The organism is Thermoplasmata archaeon (assembly GCA_036395115.1).
GTDB lineage: Archaea > Thermoplasmatota > Thermoplasmata > RBG-16-68-12 > RBG-16-68-12 > RBG-16-68-12.
The window spans coordinates 38,590-57,329 of the sequence record DASWDU010000030.1 but is presented as its reverse complement, the minus strand read 5'-3'; the positions used below and the strand labels follow the sequence as shown (position 1 = coordinate 57,329).

Sequence of the window (18,740 nt, the reverse complement as noted above, 5' to 3'; positions counted from 1 at the left end):
ACCATCACCCAGGCTCAACTCGGGTGGCTTGACGGGCGGTGTGTGCAAGGAGCAGGGGCATATTCACCGCGTGATGTTGACACGCGATTACTACGGAATCCATCTTCGTGAGGGCGGGTTACAGCCCTCAGTCCGAACTACGAACGGGTTTCGGGGTTGCCTCCACCTCTCGGTGTCGGAGCCCATTGTCCCGTCCTTTGTAGCGCGCGTGTTGCCCGGGGGATTCGGGGCATACGGACCTACCGTTGACCTCTCCTTCCTCTGATTTAGCACCAGCGGTCCCCCTAGTGTGCGCCCCTCCCGGAGGAGGAACTAGCAACTAAGGGCGAGGGTCTCGTTCGTTATCTGACTTGACAGAACGCCTTACGGTACGAACTGACGACGGCCATGCACCACCTCTCCCAAAATCAGGCAAGGTCATCAGCCTGGCCTTCATGCGAGGGTCGCCCCCGGTGAGTTTTCCGGCGTTGAATCCAATTGAACCGCACGCTCCTCCCGTTGCGGTGCTCCCCCGCCAATTCCTTTAAGTTTCAGTCTTGCGACCGTACTCCCCAAGTAGCAGGCTTAACACCTTCGCTCCGGCACCGGGCGCCCCCGTAGGACCCCCGACACCAAGCCTGCAGCGTTTACACCCAGGACTACCGGGGTATCTAATCCCGTTTGCGCCCCTGGGCTTCGTCCCTGACCGTCGGATCCGTTCTAGCGCGACGCCTTCGCCACTGGTGGTCCTCCCAGGATTACAGGATTTTACCCCTACCCCAGGAGTACCTCGCGCCTCTCCCGGTCCCAAGTCGGACGGTCTCCCCGGAATGCGAACCGTTAAGCGGTTCGATTTACCCAGGAATCTACCCGACCGGCTACGGACGTTTTAGACTCAATAATAATGAGCACCACTCGGGCCGCGGGTATTACCGCGGCGGCTGGCACCCGTCTTACCCGGCCCTTACTTCTCGTGCTTTTTAGGCACGAGAACAGCGGACACAAAGTGTCCGCACTGGGAGTTCCCCCGTCGTGGTTTCCCACATTGCGGAGTTTTCGCGACTGCTGCGCCCCGTAGGGCCTGGATTCGTGTCTCAGAATCCATCTCCGGGCGACTACTCCCATAGCCCGTACCCGTCGAAGCCTAGGGGGTCTGTAAAACCCCCTACAAGCTGATAGGCCGCAGACCCATCCTCAGGCGCCGGAGCTTTCGACCTGGAAGCGTTCCAGCATCCCAGATCTATGGGGCATTAGCCTCAGTTTCCCGAGAGTATTCCCCACCTGAGGGCAGATTATCCGCGTGTTACTGAGCCGTCCGCCGAGGTCTTGCACCTCTCGACTCGCATGTCTTAAGCGAACTCCCATAGCGGTGCCCGCCGGCAGGATCAACCGGAGTTGATCTCACGCGACGGATATGTACGCCATCTCAAAGGAATCTTGGCGAGGTAGCTCGAACATACCTCTGCCTTGATCGCGAGCGTCGGGTTCGAGAGGGCACGCGCCCCCGAGGACGCGGGGTTCTCAAACCTCCACAGTGTCGGCCGCGTCAGAAGGGGGCCCGTCACAAATCGGGGCCTTCGCCGAAAGCGGCCACCACGGACTCGGGCGACGGTGACTCGAAAGTCTCGTCGCCTTTGCCGAGTCTTCCAACAGATACCGGAGCGGGCTATATGAGTCTTTCGACCCGCTTTCGCATGGAGTCCGCGGGCCTAGCAGTACTGATACCAGCGAGGATCGGACATCCCGCCGACGAGGACGCCGCCCTCGCTCCGCACCGCCACGACGGGCAGCGCGCGTTGCGTCGGCCCGTGGACGTGCGTGGCCCCGAGATACACAACCTCGTTCTTCGGATTCACGTCCGTCGTCAGGAGGAACGGATCGTACTGGGATCCGTGACAGATGCAGAGGATCGGGTCTTCGCCGTATACGGCGTACGTCGGAGAAGGGACCCGATAGTCCCGGTACGCGACCGGGATGACATGCCAGCCCGGATAGCAGCACAGATGCGTGCACCGATCGAACAGGGTGACGAGGCGGATGCGCGCATCCGGATCATCGTACGCGAATGCGTACCCTTCGGGCGGGGTGACGTCCTCCGGGAGGCGGAACTCCGGGGCGTCGTACTTCAGACGGATCACGAGGACCGGATAGCCCGTGCCGGGGATCCAACGACCGTCGAGGAAGAGGCCGCGCCACACGCCCGTGGCCCCTTGCCATTCCTCGAAGTCCGTGACGCGAATCGGACGGCCTTGGCGGCTGTTCCACCATGCGGCCGTGGGCCATTTCGTGTAGTAAATCTGCTCCCGGAGCTCACCGGGAAATTTCAGGGGCGGAGGAAGAAGCTGGCCCGAGACCGTCGCGCCGATCGACGTGACCGATCCGACAAGCCCCGCCGCGATCGCGAACTTCGTCCATTCGCGCCTTGTCCAGCGACGCTCTTCTGGCTGTTCCTCGTCCCATGACGTGGCGATCCCTCCGGATTCGTCCCGAAGCCGGCGCGACATCGGCCGGCCGAAGACGACTCCCTCTTCCGGGTCTTGAACCTGCGGTATGTATCACTTGCGCGGACGCGCTTCGGCTCAGCAGTACGCGTACCAGGCGGGATTCGCCATCCCGCCGTACAGCTCGTCCGAGACCGCCCGGATCGGGATGACGGGCATGGCGTACGTCGCGGGGGGATGCACCACCTGCGCGCCGACGAACACGACGTTGTTAAGCGGATTCACGTCGCGGACGAGGAGGAGCGGATCGTATTGCGCGTCGTGGCACACACAATACACGGGGTCCTGGCCGTAGACGTCGTACGTCGGTGGCGACACGGTGTAGGTCCGCCCGGGAGGCGGATCTGAGATCACATGCCATCCCGGGTAGCAACAGAGGTGCGTGCAGCGGTCGAACAGCGCCACGAGCCGGATGTCGCGCAAGGGATCGTCGTAGAACAGACCGAACCCGGCGGGGAGGCCGTACGGGTTGGGATCGGGGGCCCGGAAATACGTGTCGTCGCGGATGACTCGGATCACGAGGGCCGGGAAGCCGGTCCCGGGGACGTACGCGCCGTCCCGGAACAGCCCCCTCCAGACGGCGCCCGCCCCTTGCCATAGGGAAAAGTCCGTCACGCGAACCGCCGTCCCCGCCCGCGAGTTCCACCATTGGTCGGTCGGGAATCGGGTGTACATGAGCCGATCCTCGATGGTCCCTCTGAACGGATACGGAGCGAAGAGGGCGGGGAGGAGCGTCTGGGCGACGTTGAGTGCCACCCACGTCTCCGCGACCTGGGCCGCGCTTGCAGCTCCCAGCACAAGGCCGCTCTCGATCCACTCGCGACGCGACAACCCCTTTTTTGACGATGGCGTCGACAGTCAGATCCCTCCGGAAGCGACGCAAAGAGCCCGCGAAACGCGGACGTCCCCGCACCTTCTTGAACCTGTGGTACGGACTGTCACGGCGGCGGACCGTTCAGGGAGTCGGCGATTCGACCACCGCGTAGCCGCTCTCGCCTACCAGAACGCGTACAAGACCTGGTTGCCGGCGAGACCGGACGACGCCGGTGCCTGGGACCTCGGAAGGCCACGAACCGACGCCGGGCGACGCGGCCCTCCCCGAAGAGCTTCTCCGACCGCTGTAGCGGCGACCGATAACGGCCGCGCCTCCAGGACGATCACGGCTTCTTCGGGAGTGTCGGGGCCTCGGAAGGCAGTGTCTCAAGGAGATCGAGCACGTCCGCGACGGCCTCGACGCTGAATCGAGCCGAGGATGCCCCGAAGCCCACTCGGATCGACCAGGCACTCGCGGGGAGCGCGGAAAACAGCGCTTCGTCCGTCGAGTCGTCACCGACCGCGAGGATGAAGTCCCACGGCTCCCGCGCAAGACGGGTCGCGAAGAACGTGCCCTTGTTCACCCCTCCTCGGCGAATCTCGACGACCCGATTCCCGGAAAAGACCTGCAAATCAAGGCTCGCAGTCAACGACGTCAAGACGTCGACGAGCTCCCTCGCAGCGGCCATCCCGGTCTCGATGTCGACCGAACGGTAGTGCCATGCAAGCGAGAAGTCCTTCTCCTCGACGGCGGAGCCGGGCAACCGCTCGACGAAACGATCGATGAACGGCCTCACCCGATCCTTCCACTCCGGATCCGCGGAGAGCATCGCTTCCCACTTGCGGTCCCTGCGGTCGCGAACCCAGGCGCCGTGCTCTCCGATCAGGGTAATCGGAATCTCGCCGAACCACTTTTCCAAATCCTGGCGGGACCGGCCGCTCACCAGGGCGACATAATTGGCGGCGTCGGACCCGAGGCCCTCGAGGAGCCGACGAATCCGCGCGTCCGGGGAGACCGCGCCGCGGTCGACGGAGAACGGGACGAGGGTGCCGTCGTAGTCGAGGAGGAGGAGACGCCGCCTGGCCCTATGGAAGGCCCGACGAATCTGGTCCCGATGTCCTCCGGAGAGCCGTTTGACCGCGAGGTCCTGAGAGAGGCGGACGACGTCGTCGAGCCGCTCGAGGAACTTCGTCGCCCAGGTCCGCGCGTCGTAGCGGCGGAGCCGGTCTTGCATCGCCCGGATCCGGGCGGCCTGCTCCTCCGCGGGCATCGTGAGCGCTCGGCCGATCGCATCCACGACCTCGTCCACATCGTTCGGGTTCACGACGAGCGCCTCGAGCAGTTCCCGCGAGGCTCCGGCCATCTCGCTGAGGATCAGGACGCCGCTCGGCTCTTGTCTCGATGCGACGTACTCCTTCGCGACCAGGTTCATCCCGTCTCGCAACGGAGTGATGAACCCGACGTCGCTCGCGCGGTACAGGGCCAGCAACTCTTCGAATTCGAGCTGGCGGTACAGATACCGGATCGGCGTCCAGGCGAGCGTCCCGTAGCGGCTGTTGATCCGGCCGACCCGCTCATCGATCTCTCGCTTGAGGCGGGCGTACTCGGCCACGCGCTCCCGCGACGGGACCACGGCGAGGACGTACGCCACCTTGCGGCGCCACTCCGGATGCGACTCGAGGAACCGGCCGAACGCCTCGATCTGCTCCCGGATGCCCTTCGTGTAGTCGAGCCGGGAAACGGAGAACAGGAGCTTCGACGACCCGAGGGCCCGGCGAAGCCGCGCGATCGAACTCGCCGCCGCGGGCCCGACCGGCGTGGACGCGAACGCCTCGACGTCGATCCCCAGCGGGAACACGTCGGCCTGGACGACGCGATGCTCCGTCGCAATCGTCCCGATGCGACTCTCGTATCCGAGGCCGCGCCGCACGCTCCCGACGAACGCGCGCATGTAATCGTACGTGTGGAAACCGATCAGATCCGCGCCCAGCATGCCTCGCAGGAGTTCGCGGTGCCAAGGGAGGAGCCGGAAGACGTCGTACGGCGGGAACGGGATGTGCAGGAAAAAGCCGATCTGCGCGTCCGGTGCGCGTTCGCGGATCATCTTCGGCACGAGCAACAGTTGATAGTCGTGAATCCAGACGACGTCCTTCGGGCGGAGCGCCCGCGCGACCTCGTCGGCGAAACGCTCGTTCACCTCGCGGTACGAGGCCCATTCCGACGCGGAGTAGCGTGCGTACGTCGAGAAGGAGTGGAAGAGGGGCCACAATGTACCGTTCGAGAACCCGGCATAGAAGGATCGGGCGAGGGGCCGAGGGAGGAACACGGGATGGCAACCAAAGTCCTTCTTGAGCCGCGACGCAATCCGGCGCGACTCGGAAGGCGCGACGTCGCCGGGCCAGCCGAACCAGCGGGCGCCGTGCTCCCGATAGAAGGAAGCGAGGCCTGCCGCGACCCCGCCGGGATTCATGCGGATGTCGAGCCGGGATCCGATCCGCTTCAGTGTAACGGGGAGCCGGTTCGATACGAGGATCAAGGTCATGGTCGTCCGAAACGAACGCGGGTCCTCGAGGATGGAACTGAGGCGTCGGTTCGATGCCTCATTTCGCGGTCTCGGGAGGACGCGCATTCGTTCCGAAGACGCCAAGCGTAATAATCTTGTCCTCGATAACGATCCAACGACGAGCGACATCCTCTGACTCGCTCCCCTTTTTCCGGAAGAGGATTCGGTTCGTGCGACCCGCGGCGGCCGAGTCCCGAAAGCGTTTATAGCCCGCTTCCCAATGGGCGCGCGCCTGCGGGGATCGCCTAGCCTGGTAGGGCGCGGGGTTGCTAACCCCGTGCGCTCTGCGCTCGGGGGTTCAAATCCCCCTCCCCGCGCAGAGACTGGTACCAAGTTCTGCGGCGGCGCGGAAACGCAACGACTATCTAGCCTGCGGGCGATCCCGCCCGGATGCCGAAGTTCATCGACGCGCATCCGATGAATCCGCTGACGGCGGAACAACTTCGCGAGGCCCAGCGCTCGCCGATCGACGAGTTCGGTGTGAGCCACCACGACATCCTGTACAGCGAGGCGGAGAACAAGCTGTATTGCGTGCTCGACGCGCCGGACATGGAAGCAATCGAGAAGCACCACGCGAAGATCGGGGTCCGTTGCGACTGGATTCACGAGGTCGAATCCACCCGGGATTGAGCGCGTCGGGGGGAGGCGGGGCGTTCGCGGGGGTCCGGCGGAGCCTCGGCCCGGAGAGCCGCAGGCGTCCTCGCTCCGCGGGCAATAATCCGGTCCCTGAGAACCACGGGGAACGATTAAAGAAGGGACTTGTGGGATGGCGAAACGACGTCCATGGCCCGGGAACCCTTCAAGGTCAAAGTCGTCCTCCTCGGGGACGGTGGCGTCGGGAAGACATCGCTCGTCCGCCGGTTCGTCGTCGACCAGTATTCGGACGACTACATCACAACCGTCGGCACGAAGATCTCGAAGAAGAGCGTGAACGTCGGCTCGGCCCTCGACGAGATCGAGATGATCATGCAGATCTGGGACGTCCTCGGGCAGAAGGGATACAGCGGGGTGCAGGAGACCGCGATCAAAGGCGCGCAAGGCGTCCTGCTCGTATACGACGCCACGAACGATGAAAGTCGTCGGGCGCTTGAGGACTACTGGATCCCCGCGGTGTGGCGCCTCACGGGCCGCGTGCCGATGGTCCTCGCGGGGAACAAGTCGGACCTCGTCGCGGACCGCGTCTGGGCCGAGGAATACCTCTACTTCCTCGCGCAGAAGTACTCCTGTCCCGGCATCCTGACGAGCGCAAAGACGGGCGACAAGGTCGAGTCGGCCTTCAAGGCGCTCGGGGACCAGATCCTCGGTGCGGCCCATCACGTCGCGAAGCGCGTGGACCTCGTGACGCCGCCGCAAGAGCCGGTCGACCGGCTGATCCGCGTGACGGACAAGATCATGACGGACTTCTGCTACCGGATGGGCGGCGTCGAGACGGGCATGCCGATCGTGAAGCGCCAGCTGGGCCTGGCGGGCCTCGACGTACGCGCGCCGACCGTCGAGGCGATCCGCGCCCTCATCAATCGCCTAGCGACGGTCGAGCAGGATTTCAAGGCACCCGAGGAGATCGAGGCGAACCGAGACCGTCGGCTGGGATGGCTCGACGGGCCGGACCTGTAGGTCCGCGGGCGGACGTCACGCCTTCAACGGGAAGTTCTTCTCGCCCGCGAGGATCGCCGTCGTTAGCCAGTTCTCCCGCGGTGGGAAGGGGCACACGTAGTCCTCGCTGTACGCGCAGTAAGGATTGTAGGCAACGTTGAAGTCGATCACGTACTCGTCCGTCGGGCGCTCTTCGATGTCGAGGTACCGAGCCGCCCCGTACGTCTCTTTCCCGGAGGTCGTATCACGGAACGGGACGAAGAGGCCCTCGTCCGCGTGAGGGTGGCCCGGCTGCGGTACGGACTTGTAGGCGGCGAGCCGCTGCGGCGTGCCGGCGACCTCGAACTCGAACACCCCGTACCGAATCATGTCGCGCGGGACGCCCTTCGAGGTCGCGAGGACTATCCGCGGCGGGTTCGGATCCTTCACAAGCTTCGCGTGGACACGATATTTCGTATCCGGCGCGAAGTACGCGAGCCCCTGAAAAGCCTGGCGGAGTCCGTGGGGGATCGGAGACTCATGGTCCTCCTTGAAGAAATAGTCCTTCTCTCGGCGCATCGTCTCAACGCTTTTCGCGTAGTCGGCCGGGGATTGCTTGAGTGTCATGGGGCGCACGACGCCCTTCGTCGGCCATAAGCCTGTTGTGACCTACATCGAGTACAGACGTTCCTTCGCTTTCGCGAGGAGATCCTTTTCCGTCTGGCCCAGATGCGCCGCGGGAACGTTCCCCTCGATGAGTTCGACGATCCGCGTGGCCGCGGCAATTTTCTGTACCTGTACCGCCTGCTTCACGAGGTCTGCTCCGATGCGCGCCTTCAGCTTGGACAAGCCGGCGTCCTCGGGGGCGATCGTGAGCATCTCCTCGATGAGCTTCAGAGATTCGTCAAAACGGCTCGTCTTCGCGAAAGACTTCACCGCGCGTTCGAGCATCGCGAAGCGATGGACGGTCCCGGGGTCCAGGGGCACTACGACGCGATGGGGCCGAGTCGTTTTATCTTTGCCGACACGAATTCGAGCGACCCCGGTCCTTCAAGCTGCTGGCGCCTCGGGTCGGCCGGAGGCGGCAATAGGGGCTCCGTCCTTAGTACCGGGGCATCTCGGGCTCGACCTTGTCGGCCCACTCGTCGATCCCGCCGACGAGGTTCTTCACCTTGCGGAACCCGAGCTCCCGAAGGAAATTCGTGATGCGCCCGGACCGAGCGCCCGTCTTGCAGTACACGACGATCTCGTCGGCGGTGCTGAGCTCGTTCACACGCGCGGGCACCTGCGCGACGGGCATGAGGATCGCCCGGTCCAACCTCGCGATCTCCCATTCCATCGGTTCCCGCACATCGAGGAGGACGACCTCACGTCCTTCGTCGATCCTCTCTTTCAGCTCCTCGACAGAGATTTGGAACTCCTCGCCGAGCTGCTCCGATGGGCCGCGAAGCCCGCAGAACTCCTCGTAATCGATGAGTTCCTTGATCGTCGGGTCGGTGCCGCACACCGGGCAGGCCGGGTTCTTCCGGAGGCGCAGTTCGCGGAACTTCATGCGGAGCGCATCGAACACGAGCAGGCGGCCGATCAGCGTGTCGCCTTTCCCCAACAGGAGTTTGATCGCCTCGATCGCCTGGATCGAACCGATGATCCCCGGCAGGACGCCGAGGACGCCGCCTTCCGCACACGAGGGCACGAGGCCCGGGGGCGGCGGTTCCGCGTAGAGGCAGCGGTAGCACGGGCCCTTCTCCGCGTGGAAGACGCTCGCCTGGCCTTCGAACCGGAAGATCGAGCCGTAGACGTTCGGCTTCTTCAGGAGGACGGCCGCGTCGTTCACGAGGTACCGCGTCGGGAAGTTGTCAGTCCCGTCGATGACCACGTCGTAGTCCTTCAGGATGTCCATCGCGTTGTCTGAGGTCAGCCGCGTCTCGTAGGTCTGCACGTCAACGTTCGGATTGATCTGCGAGATGCGTTCCTTCGCGACCTCGAGCTTCTTACGGCCGACGTCCTTCGTACCATACAGGACCTGCCGCTGCAAGTTCGTCTCGTCAATCACGTCGAAATCGACGACCCCCAGGCGGCCGACGCCCGCGGCGCCGAGGTACTGCGTGAGCGGCACGCCGAGACCGCCCGCTCCGATGACCAACGCGGACGACTGCTTGAGCTTCAGTTGGCCCGCCATGCCGACCTCCGGGAGGATGAGGTGGCGCGAGTATCGCTTGATCTCGGAGGGCGAAAGAGCATCCTTGCGCCTCGCGGCGAGACGGTCCATCAGCGAGGACGATCCACCCGCGATGCTCGGCACGATGGAGATTGTGTCCCCGTCCTTCAGTGTGGTCCGGGCGTTCCGGAGATAGCGGATGTCCTCCTCGTTCACGTAGACGTTCACGAAGTTCCGGAGGCGACCGTCATCGGTGTAGAGATGGTGGCGGAGCTGGTCGAATCGATCGACCAGGTTCCCGATCGCCTCGTGCACGCTCTCCGCCTCCACATCCACAGCGTCCTTGCCGCCGGCGTACTGCCGCAAGGCCGTGGGGATGACAATCTTCACGCTCGTCATGTTCGCAGTCCCAACCATTCGGGTGGTCTACTTAAGGTTCGCCCCGGCTCGAATTCGAATCCGAGTAGCGCGACCGACGCCGGCTCGGGGACCGAGAGTGGCATGGAGGGAAGGCGGCCCCGTTAACCTTAAACAAGGTTAACTTCCGCCGTCCGGCCGAGATGGCCTCGTGGCCTTCCGCCCCGAATGGAGGATGGCCTCGGACACGAACCGTTTCGTCGCGTCGTCGAAGACCCAGGCGGTCATCTCCTTCGGCTCCCGATCGACGATACGCAGGATGACGTAGGAATACCAACTCGCGGCCCGGAGTCGATCGAACTCCGAGGGGACGGCCGGGTGGTTCGGATGGCTGTGGTAGATCCCGATCAACTCGTGGCCGTGCGCCCGCGCCTCGTCGTCCGCGCGGAGGAGTTCGAGCGGGTCGACGACGTAGCGGTGCTCTCGATCCTCCGATGCGGCGTTCTTCGCGCGAAGGGACTCGACGGTGCGGCGAGGCTCGCCCGAATGGCCGAGGAGGAAACCGCAACACTCTTCCGGAAACGCGTCACGCGCGTGGTCCTCGATTGCCCGGACGACGGCCTTCGGGATCCCGATCGTCACGGAGCCTTCTCCCAGTACCGTTCTCCGAGGTACATCGAGCCGCCGTCCGGGAAGATGGCCACGATGAGCCCCTCGCGAATTCGCTCGGCGAGCCGAATCGCGGCATCAAGCGCGGCGCCGCTCGAGGTGCCGACGAGGACGCCTTCCTCCCGCGCGAGGCGGCGGACCGCCGCCTGCGCGTCCTCCGTCGCGACGGACATGGTCTCGTCGACGAGGGTCGGATCCCAGATCCCGGGGACCCGCGAACCCTCGAGGCGCTTCACCCCTTCGATCCCGTGGAACGGGCCGTCCGGCTGGACGGCCACCAAGCCGACGTGGCGACCCCCCCTCCTCAGAAACCGCCCGGCGCCCACGAACGTCCCCGTCGTCCCGAGGCACGCGACGAGGTGCGTGATCCGTCCGTGCGTCTGATCCCAGATTTCAGGTCCCGTCGATTCGAAGTGCGCGCGCCAGTTCGCCTCGTTGTTGTACTGGTCGAGATACCAGTACGTATCGGGGTGAGCGGCGGCGAGCCGTTTTGCGGCGTCTTGGGCCCCGTCCGTCCCCTCGGGGGCGGGCGTGAAGACGAGTTCGGCGCCGTACGCCTCGAGGATCCGTCGTCGTCCGGGGCTGACGTTCGCCGGTACACACAGCGTCGCCCGGTATCCTTCCGCCGCGGCGAGCATCGCGATGGCGATTCCCGTGTTGCCCGAGGTCGCGTCGAGGAGCACGTGATCCCGCGTCAGCCCGGCCCTCTCCGCGGAACGCAGCATGCCCAGGGCGGCGCGGTCCTTCACGCTCCCGCCCGGGTTGAGCCACTCCGCCTTGGCGAAGAGCCGGACGCCCGGGGCCACGTGCGCCGCAATCCTTTCAAGCGGGAGAAGCGGGGTGCGCCCGATCCGGTCCGCGAGGCGCGTGGCGTTCCGCGTCGTCGCGTCCGCTCGCATGGGTCGGCGGCCTCACGTCGCGACGTCCGCCTGCTTGCCGAGGGCGAGCTTCAGGACGTGCAGGGAGAGCAGGGCGCACTTGAGACGGACCGCGCTCAGCGGGATCCCGAGCTTCTTCAGGACCGCCTCGCGATCGACCGCTTCCGCCTCCGCGACGGGGACGCCCTTGAGCATCGTCGTCAGCATCGAGGCGCTCGCCTGACTGATCGCGCACCCTTGGCCCTCGAAGCGCACGTCGGCGACACGCGATGCGTCCACCTTGAGATGCAGTACGACTTCGTCGCCGCACAGCGGGTTCGAGTCGTGCGCGTTGTACGTCGCATCGGGCAGGGGCCCCTTGTTCCTCGGATGCTTGTAGTGGTCGAGGATCTGCTCTTGGTACAGGTCGTACGCCGCGGACATCAGGAGAAGACCTCTTGGACCCGCTTGATCCCGGCGACGAGCGCGTCGACGTCCTCGAGGTCGTTGTAGACGTAGAACGACGCCCGCGCCGTGGCCGGAAGGCCGAACCGCTCCATGAGCGGCTGGGCGCAGTGGTGGCCCGAGCGGACGCAGATCCCCTCGACGTCGAGGATCGAGGCGATGTCGTGCGGGTGCGCGTTATCGATCGTGAAGGACACGACGCCCGCACGCTTCGTGACGTCCTTCGGACCGAACGTCTGCACGCCCTTGAGCCGGCCCAGCCTCTCGAGCGCGTATTCCGTGATCTCCATCTCGTGCGCCCGGACCGCCTCCATCCCGATGTTCGACAGATAGTCGACCGCCACGCCGAGGCCGATCGCGCCTGCGATATTCGGGGTGCCGCCCTCGAACTTGTACGGAACGTCGTTCCACTTCGCCGATCCGAGGTGGACTTCGCGGATCATCTCGCCGCCGCCGAGCAGCGGCTCCGTCGCCTCGAGGAGCTTCGGCTTCCCGTACAGGACGCCGATCCCCGTCGGCCCGAGCATCTTGTGACCGCTGAACGCGAGGAAGTCCGCATCGAGATCTTGCACGTCGATCGGCATATGCGGGGCGGCTTGGGCCGCGTCGACGACGCAGATCGCGCCGACCTCGTGCGCCCGCTTCACGATCTCCTTGACCGGGTTGATCGTCCCGAGGACGTTCGAGCACATCGTGACCGTCACGATTTTCGTGCGCTCCGACAGGAGGTCGTCGTACTGCTCCATCCTGAGCGTGCCGTCGTCGTGCACATCGACGTACTTGAGCACGGCCCCCTTGTGATCTTTCACGAAATGCCAGGGCACGTGGTTCGAGTGATGCTCCATGACCGAGCCGACGATCTCGTCGCCCTTTGTGATCTTCCCTTTCAGGCCGTAGCCGTACGCGATGACGTTGATCGACTCCGTCGTCGACTTCGTGAACACGACCTCGTTCGGCGACTTCGCGCCGATGAACGCGGCGACTTTCTCCCGAGCGCCCTCGTACTCTCTCGTGGACTCCTCGCCGAGCTCGTAGATCGCGCGGTGCACGTTCGCGTTGTACCGCGCATAGTAGTCCGACGTCGCCTCGATGACCTGGTGGGGCTTCTGCGAGGTGGCGGCGCTGTCCAGGTACACGAGCCGCTTGTCCCGGATCGTCCGCTGCAGGATCGGGAAGTCCGCCTTGATCGCGGGGACGTTCAGCAGGACCTTGGCGGGTTTCACCATGTCGTTCCACCTTCCGATGCCAGGCTCCCTACTTGAGTCTTCTCGTCAGCCAACGCCGCCCCCGAGCTCCAGCTCCAGGAGCCGGTCGACCTCGACCGCGTACTCGACTGGGATGCGACTTGTCGCGACCCCGGCGATGCCGAGGACGATCATGTGCAGCGCCTCCTCGCTCGTGACGCCGCGGGACGTCATGTAGAACAGCATGTCGTCGCTCACCTTCCGCACGGCGCCCTCCTGCGCGACCTCGGCGTCCGCCTCGTCGATCTCGATCGATGGCGCGGTCTCGGTGCGCGATTCGGCATCGAGCATCAGGGACGACCATTCGACGGACGATGTGACGCCCGTCGCCCCGGGCGCCACACGCACCCCGGACCGGAGGCTTGCGCGGCCGCCTCCGCGGACGATGCCGTGATTCACGATCCGGGACCGGGTCCGCGGCGCCCGATGGACCATCTCGGCGCCGATGTCCTCGTGCTGGCCCGGGCCCGCGAAGGCGACGCCGACGAACTCCGCCGAGGCGCCGGCTCCCCGCAGATCCGCCCGGGGCACCTTCCACGTCCGGCGGGAGCCGAGGTTGATGTCGACCCACGCGATCGACGCGTCCTCATGGACGATCGCCCGTTTCGTGACGAGGTTGTCGACCCCCTTCGAGAAGTTCTGCAAGGCGATGTACCGTACGCGGGAGCCGGGCATCGCGAGCACTTCGATCGCGGAGACGTGTATCTCGTCGGGCGTGTAGACGGGCGCGGTGCACCCCTCGATATACGTCACGTCGGCGCCGCGGTCCGCGACGATGACGTTCCGCTCGAACGGCTCGACGCCGACGTAATCGTCGCGAATCTCCGCTTGGAGCGGCACCTCGACGCGGACGCCGGGGGGCACGTACAGGAACGATCCCCCGGTCCACAACGCGGAGTTCAGGGCGGCGAGCGGATGGTCGTCCGCCGCCACGACGGACGCGAAATGCGCCTTCACGAGGTCGGGGAGGTGCGCGAGCGCCGCCGGCATCCCGAGGAACCGTACGCCCTGGGATTCGAGGTCCTTCCGCACTCCGCGGTACGCCTCCTCGGACGCGGCGAGGGCGCCGAGGCCTGCGATCAGGGAAGGTTCCCGCGCCTCGGCCGGAACCGGAGGCGGCGAAGCGTCCGCGCCGACCATGCCGTCGAAGTCCACGTCCCGCAGGAACGAGGCCCACGCGGGCATGCCTTCAGACCGCAGCGACTCGAGTCCCTGCAGCCGCAGGCGGAGCATCCAATCGGGCTCGTTGCGGCGTTTCGACAGGCCAGCGACCGCGTCCGCGCTCGGGCCCGCGTCGATCGCGTGGCGTACCATGTCGCGAGAGGCGGTGCGGGAGACGTCGGCGCGGGTCATCCTCACTCCAAGGAGACCGTGTCCGTCTTCGCCTCGAGCGCCGCCTCGAGGGTGTGCCATGGCAGGCTGGCGCACTTCACCCGGACGGGGAACTCGCAGACGCCGGACAAGACCGCCAGCTTGCCGAGCGAGGCGTCCACGGGGTCGCCCGGACGGGCCGTCACCATCTTGTGGAACCGCTCGAACAACGCGTGCGCTTCCGCCTTCGACTTCCCCTTGACCGCGTCGGTCATCAGCGACGCCGAGGCTTTCGAGATCGCGCAGCCCTGGCCGACGAACGCGACGTCCGCGATCTTGCTGTCGTCGACCCGCAGGTAGACGGTCACCCGGTCCCCGCACAGCGGGTTGTGGCCGACCGCCTTCGCGCTCGCCTCCGGGAGCTCGCGGAAGTTCCGAGGCTTCTTGCTGTGGTCGAGGATCGTCTCCTGGTACAACTCACGGAGGTCGGGCATCAGCGAGCCCCCTTACCGGGACCGGACGCTCGACGAATAATTGTGTCGGGCCTCATGAGGTCACCCCGAGGCCGGCCCCCTTCGGCAGGCGCGAAAGGATGAGCTGGTCGAGCTTGATGCGGATCGGTGCGACCCTCACTTGGTTCACGACGTCCGCGACGAAGGCGTACGTCAGGATGTTCCGGGCGGCCTCCTCGTCGACGCCGCGCGACCGCAGGTAGAAGACCGCGTTGTCGTCCAGCTGGCCGATCGTCGACGCGTGGTTGCACTTCACGTCGTCCGCGAGGATCTCGAGGCCCGGCGTGCTGTCGACGAACGCCTCCTTTGAGAGGAGGAGGTTCTTGTTCGTCTGCCGCGCGACCGTCTTCTGTGCATCCTTCCGGACGTAGATGTTTCCGTTGAAGACGCCGCGCGACTTGCCGTCGAGGATCCCGCGGTACAGCTCGACGCTCGTGCACGATCGGGCCACGTGGTCGATCCGCGTGTAGTTGTCGTGTTGCTGCGTCTCCCGCGGCATGAAGATCCCGTTGAGCGCGAGGCTGCCGCCTTCCCCGCCGAATTTCGTGTACACGGAGTTCCTCGACAGAGAGCCGCCGAACGACATGGAATGCGCCGTCACGGACGAATCCCGGTCTTGGTCGACCGTCATCGTCGCGAAGTGAAACGCGCGTTCAGACTCCCGCTGCACCTTGTAGTGTTCGAGGGTCGCGCCCGGTCCGACGACGACCTCCGTGATGCCGTTCGCGAACGTGACGTCGGGGGCCCAGCCTGCGTACGTCTCGATGACGGTCGCCTGGCTGTTCGGGCCGAGCCGAATCAGGTTCCGGGGGTAGGAGACGATCGGCAAGTCGGATGAGGCCGACAAGAAGAGGAGATGGATCGGTTCATCGATGACGGTGTTCTTAGGAATCTCGACGAACGCGCCGTCCTGGAAGAACGCCGTGTTCAACGCGACGAACGGGTCGGCCTCGAAGCTCGCGTAGCGACCGAGGTGCTTCTCGAGGATGCTCGGCTCCGAGCGGAGAATCTCCGCCACCGGCACGACCCGAACGCCCTCTGGCAAGGACCGGAGGTACGAGAGGCGGGGCGAATAACGGCCGTTCACGAACACGACGCGGCTCGTCTTCAGCACGCCGAAGGTGAAGGGGTCGAGCTTCTCGGCGACGACGCCGTCCGGACGTGCCAGGATCGCCGGCTTGAACGGAACCCGGAGGAGCGGCGCGAGGTTCGTGTATTTCCATTCCTCGTGCTTCTGCGTCGGGAAGCCAAGGGACTCGAAACGCCCGATCGCCGTCTTGCGCAGCGTGCGGAGCCACTTCGGCCCGCCGAGTTCCTTCTCGGACGACGCGAACTCCCCGACATACGTCTGCTTGGCGTCGACGGCGACGGCCACGTCCGCCACCGGCCTCACGGACGCGCGGGCGCTGGTCTCGGGGCCTCCTCGACAATCCAGCCGTAACCGTGCTTCTCGAGGTTGCGGGCGAGATCCGCGTCGCCGCTCTTCACGATCTTCCCGTCGACGAGGACGTGGACGACGTCCGGGACGACGTAGTCGAGGAGACGCTGGTAGTGCGTGACGACGAGCATCGCCCGGGCCGGGCTGCGCATCGCGTTGATCCCGTTGGCCACGAGGCGCAGGGCGTCGATGTCCAAGCCGGAGTCCGTCTCGTCGAGGATGCAGAACTTCGGCTCGAGGACGGCCATCTGGAACACCTCGTTCTTCTTCTTCTCGCCGCCGGAGAATCCCTCGTTCAGACCGCGCTTCATGAACGTCTCGTCGAGAGCGAGGAGCTTCGCCTTCTCCTGGACGAGGGCCATGAAGTCCATGGCGTCGATCTCCTCCTGGCCGCGATACTTGCGAATCGCGTTCAACGCCGCTTTGAGGAAATAGGCGTTGCTCACGCCCGGGATCTCGACGGGGTACTGGAACGCCATGAACACGCCCTCGCGGGCGCGGTCTTCGGGGCGCATCGCCAAGAGGTCCTTTCCTTCGAAGCGGACTTTGCCTTGCGTGACCTCGTACGTGATACGGCCGGCGAGGACCTGCGCGAGGGTCGTCTTGCCGCTCCCATTCGGTCCCATGATCGCGTGCACCTGCCCGGGCTGGATCGAGAGGTCGATCCCTTTCAGGATTTCCTTGCCGCTCACCTTGACGTGCAGATTCTGAATCTCAAGCATGCTGTCTTCCTCCGTCACGCGGCGCAATCAGCCGACCGTGCCTTCGAGGTTCAGGCTCACGCCGATCAGCTTCTGGGCCTCGACCGCGAACTCCATGGGGAGCTTCAGGAACACCTGCTTGCAGAACCCGTTCACGATCATGTTCGTCGCGTCCTCCGGCGTCAGGCCCCGCGTCTGGCAGTAGAAAAGCTGCTCGTCCCCGATCTTCGAGGTCGACGCCTCGTGCTCCATCTGCGCGGTCGGATCCTGGACCACGATGTCGGGGAACGTGAACGCGGCGCACACGGAGCCGATCAGAAGGGAGTCGCACTGGGAGTAGTTCCGGGCGCCCGTCGCGCCCTTGTGGATGTGCACCCGGCCCCGGTACGTGTTCCGGCCGTAGCCGGCGGAGATGCCCTTGGAGATGATCGTGCTGCGGGTGTTCTTCCCGATGTGGAGCATCTTCGTCCCCGTGTCGGCCTGCTGGTAGTTGTTCACGACGGCGACGGAGTAGAACTCGCCCGTGGAGTTGTCCCCCTGGAGGATGCAGCTCGGATACTTCCACGTGATCGCGCTACCGGTCTCGACCTGGGTCCACGAGATCTTCGAATTCACGCCGAGGCATTTCCCGCGCTTCGTGACGAAGTTGTAGATGCCTCCCTTCCCTTCCTTGTCCCCCGGGTACCAGTTCTGGATCGTGGAGTACTTGATCTCGGCGTCATCGAGGGCGATCAGCTCGACCACCGCCGCGTGAAGCTGGTTCGTGTCCCGGATCGGCGCCGTGCATCCCTCGAGATAGCTGACGTACGCCCGCTCGTCCGCGATGATCAGGGTGCGCTCGAACTGGCCCGTGTCCTGCGCGTTGATCCGGAAGTACGTGGACAGCTCCATCGGGCAGCGCACGCCCGGGGGGACGTACGCGAACGAGCCGTCGGAGAAGACCGCGCTGTTCAGGCCGGCGAAGAAGTTGTCGTTGAAGGGTACGACGGACCCCAGGTACTTCCGGACGAGGTCCGGGTGTTCCTGGACCGCCTCGGAGAACGAGCAGAAGATGATGCCCTCATCGGCGAGCCGCTGCTTGAACGTCGTCGCGACGGACACGCTGTCCAAGACCGCGTCGACCGCGACGCCCGCGAGGCGTTCCTGCTCCTGGAGCGGGATGCCGAGCTTGGCGTACAGGCTCCGGATCTCCGGGTCGACGTCCTCGAGGCTGTTCACGGGCTTCTTCGGCCTCGGCGCGGCGTAGTAGATGATGTCCTGATAGTTGATCGGAGGATATCGGACGTTCGACCACTTCGGCTCCTTCATCGTGAGCCAGTGCCGGTAGGCGCGAAGGCGCCAATCGAGCATCCATTCCGGCTCCTTCTTCTTCTGGGAGATGAGCCGGACGACGTCCTCGTTCAGGCCCTTCGGGACCGTGTCCTCGTCGAGGTCCGCGACGAAGCCGTACTTGTACTCCTGCTTCGACATTTGCTCCTGGATTACGCTCTTGGTGACCATGGACAGGCCTCCTGTTTTCGAGGAGCGGAATAGACACTATAACGTTGTTATATATATCTTTGGTCGTGCGCTCCACGAATGACGAACGACGCACGATTT

17 protein-coding genes, 1 tRNA gene and 1 rRNA gene are annotated in these 18,740 nt (G+C 65.1%); 3 read left to right on the top strand and 16 right to left on the bottom strand.

Annotated elements, in window-relative coordinates:
- The 4 genes from VF992_07015 to VF992_07000 all read right to left on the bottom strand — a co-directional run.
- Positions 1 to 1,375, bottom strand: a 16S ribosomal RNA gene (locus tag VF992_07015); the annotation flags it as partial.
- A 313-nt stretch (positions 1,376 to 1,688) separates the two neighbouring features.
- Positions 1,689 to 2,483, bottom strand: a complete 795-nt coding sequence (locus tag VF992_07010; GenBank protein ID HEX9340901.1) for a hypothetical protein — start codon at positions 2,481 to 2,483, stop codon at positions 1,689 to 1,691.
- A gap of 75 nt (positions 2,484 to 2,558) precedes the next feature.
- On the bottom strand, positions 2,559 to 3,236 hold the full coding sequence (locus tag VF992_07005) for a hypothetical protein (protein HEX9340900.1): 678 nt from the start codon (positions 3,234 to 3,236) through the stop codon (positions 2,559 to 2,561).
- Positions 3,237 to 3,637: 401 nt separating this feature from the next.
- Positions 3,638 to 5,836, bottom strand: coding sequence for a bifunctional alpha,alpha-trehalose-phosphate synthase (UDP-forming)/trehalose-phosphatase (locus VF992_07000; GenBank protein ID HEX9340899.1), 2,199 nt, complete (start codon positions 5,834 to 5,836; stop codon positions 3,638 to 3,640).
- Positions 5,837 to 6,091: 255 nt separating this feature from the next.
- On the opposite strand from VF992_07000, the gene VF992_06995 reads away from it, so the two are divergent.
- The 3 genes from VF992_06995 to VF992_06985 all read left to right on the top strand — a co-directional run bounded on the left by VF992_06995 (position 6,092) and on the right by VF992_06985 (position 7,471).
- Positions 6,092 to 6,174: transfer RNA gene (locus VF992_06995), tRNA-Ser, on the top strand.
- 73 nt (positions 6,175 to 6,247) lie between these two features.
- Positions 6,248 to 6,487 carry a nickel-binding protein gene (locus VF992_06990; protein HEX9340898.1) on the top strand — a complete coding sequence of 80 codons (240 nt, stop codon included), beginning with the start codon at positions 6,248 to 6,250 and terminating at the stop codon, positions 6,485 to 6,487.
- A 153-nt stretch (positions 6,488 to 6,640) separates the two neighbouring features.
- Positions 6,641 to 7,471, top strand: coding sequence for a Rab family GTPase (locus VF992_06985; protein ID HEX9340897.1), 831 nt, complete (start codon positions 6,641 to 6,643; stop codon positions 7,469 to 7,471).
- Positions 7,472 to 7,486: 15 nt separating this feature from the next.
- On the opposite strand, the gene VF992_06980 is transcribed toward VF992_06985, so the two are convergent.
- The 12 genes from VF992_06980 to sufB (VF992_06925) form a co-directional block, all read right to left on the bottom strand.
- Entirely contained in the window at positions 7,487 to 8,056 is a 570-nt protein-coding gene (locus tag VF992_06980; protein ID HEX9340896.1) for a DUF1684 domain-containing protein, read from the bottom strand.
- A gap of 42 nt (positions 8,057 to 8,098) precedes the next feature.
- The gene (locus VF992_06975; GenBank protein HEX9340895.1) at positions 8,099 to 8,416 is read right to left on the bottom strand and encodes a hypothetical protein; all 318 of its coding nucleotides are present in this window, start codon (positions 8,414 to 8,416) and stop codon (positions 8,099 to 8,101) included.
- Positions 8,417 to 8,531: 115 nt separating this feature from the next.
- Complete coding sequence (moeB, locus tag VF992_06970) at positions 8,532 to 9,986, bottom strand: molybdopterin-synthase adenylyltransferase MoeB (GenBank protein HEX9340894.1); 1,455 nt, start codon at positions 9,984 to 9,986, stop codon at positions 8,532 to 8,534.
- A gap of 138 nt (positions 9,987 to 10,124) precedes the next feature.
- Complete coding sequence (locus tag VF992_06965) at positions 10,125 to 10,586, bottom strand: M67 family metallopeptidase (GenBank protein ID HEX9340893.1); 462 nt, start codon at positions 10,584 to 10,586, stop codon at positions 10,125 to 10,127.
- Positions 10,583 to 11,512, bottom strand: coding sequence for a cysteine synthase family protein (locus VF992_06960; protein ID HEX9340892.1), 930 nt, complete (start codon positions 11,510 to 11,512; stop codon positions 10,583 to 10,585). The genes VF992_06965 and VF992_06960 overlap by 4 nt, the downstream gene beginning before the upstream one ends.
- A 12-nt stretch (positions 11,513 to 11,524) precedes the next feature.
- Positions 11,525 to 11,914 carry an SUF system NifU family Fe-S cluster assembly protein gene (locus tag VF992_06955; GenBank protein HEX9340891.1) on the bottom strand — a complete coding sequence of 130 codons (390 nt, stop codon included), beginning with the start codon at positions 11,912 to 11,914 and terminating at the stop codon, positions 11,525 to 11,527.
- Positions 11,914 to 13,137, bottom strand: a complete 1,224-nt coding sequence (locus VF992_06950) for a cysteine desulfurase (GenBank protein ID HEX9340890.1) — start codon at positions 13,135 to 13,137, stop codon at positions 11,914 to 11,916. Before VF992_06950 ends, VF992_06955 begins: the two co-directional genes overlap by 1 nt.
- A gap of 69 nt (positions 13,138 to 13,206) precedes the next feature.
- Positions 13,207 to 14,532 carry a Fe-S cluster assembly protein SufB gene (gene sufB, locus VF992_06945; protein ID HEX9340889.1) on the bottom strand — a complete coding sequence of 442 codons (1,326 nt, stop codon included), beginning with the start codon at positions 14,530 to 14,532 and terminating at the stop codon, positions 13,207 to 13,209.
- A 2-nt stretch (positions 14,533 to 14,534) separates the two neighbouring features.
- Positions 14,535 to 14,984 carry an SUF system NifU family Fe-S cluster assembly protein gene (locus tag VF992_06940; protein ID HEX9340888.1) on the bottom strand — a complete coding sequence of 150 codons (450 nt, stop codon included), beginning with the start codon at positions 14,982 to 14,984 and terminating at the stop codon, positions 14,535 to 14,537.
- Positions 14,985 to 15,036: 52 nt separating this feature from the next.
- Positions 15,037 to 16,377, bottom strand: a complete 1,341-nt coding sequence (sufD, locus tag VF992_06935; GenBank protein ID HEX9340887.1) for a Fe-S cluster assembly protein SufD — start codon at positions 16,375 to 16,377, stop codon at positions 15,037 to 15,039.
- A gap of 14 nt (positions 16,378 to 16,391) precedes the next feature.
- Positions 16,392 to 17,162, bottom strand: a complete 771-nt coding sequence (sufC, locus tag VF992_06930; GenBank protein ID HEX9340886.1) for a Fe-S cluster assembly ATPase SufC — start codon at positions 17,160 to 17,162, stop codon at positions 16,392 to 16,394.
- Between the two features lie 27 nt (positions 17,163 to 17,189).
- Positions 17,190 to 18,641, bottom strand: coding sequence for a Fe-S cluster assembly protein SufB (sufB, locus tag VF992_06925; protein HEX9340885.1), 1,452 nt, complete (start codon positions 18,639 to 18,641; stop codon positions 17,190 to 17,192).
- Positions 18,642 to 18,740: the final 99 nt, after the last annotated feature.

Bases quoted from the DNA above. Each gene is read 5' to 3' on its own strand.
- VF992_07010 (HEX9340901.1), bottom strand. From the start codon at position 2,483: ATGTCGCGCCGGCTTCGGGACGAATCCGGAGGGATCGCCACGTCATGG.
- VF992_07000 (HEX9340899.1), bottom strand. From the start codon at position 5,836: ATGACCTTGATCCTCGTATCGAACCGGCTCCCCGTTACACTGAAGCGG.
- VF992_06990 (HEX9340898.1), top strand. From the start codon at position 6,248: ATGCCGAAGTTCATCGACGCGCATCCGATGAATCCGCTGACGGCGGAA.
- VF992_06985 (HEX9340897.1), top strand. From the start codon at position 6,641: ATGGCCCGGGAACCCTTCAAGGTCAAAGTCGTCCTCCTCGGGGACGGT.
- VF992_06980 (HEX9340896.1), bottom strand. From the start codon at position 8,056: ATGACACTCAAGCAATCCCCGGCCGACTACGCGAAAAGCGTTGAGACG.
- moeB (HEX9340894.1), bottom strand. From the start codon at position 9,986: ATGACGAGCGTGAAGATTGTCATCCCCACGGCCTTGCGGCAGTACGCC.
- VF992_06960 (HEX9340892.1), bottom strand. From the start codon at position 11,512: ATGCGAGCGGACGCGACGACGCGGAACGCCACGCGCCTCGCGGACCGG.
- VF992_06955 (HEX9340891.1), bottom strand. From the start codon at position 11,914: ATGTCCGCGGCGTACGACCTGTACCAAGAGCAGATCCTCGACCACTAC.
- sufB (HEX9340889.1), bottom strand. From the start codon at position 14,532: ATGACCCGCGCCGACGTCTCCCGCACCGCCTCTCGCGACATGGTACGC.
- VF992_06940 (HEX9340888.1), bottom strand. From the start codon at position 14,984: ATGCCCGACCTCCGTGAGTTGTACCAGGAGACGATCCTCGACCACAGC.
- sufC (HEX9340886.1), bottom strand. From the start codon at position 17,162: ATGCTTGAGATTCAGAATCTGCACGTCAAGGTGAGCGGCAAGGAAATC.
- sufB (HEX9340885.1), bottom strand. From the start codon at position 18,641: ATGGTCACCAAGAGCGTAATCCAGGAGCAAATGTCGAAGCAGGAGTAC.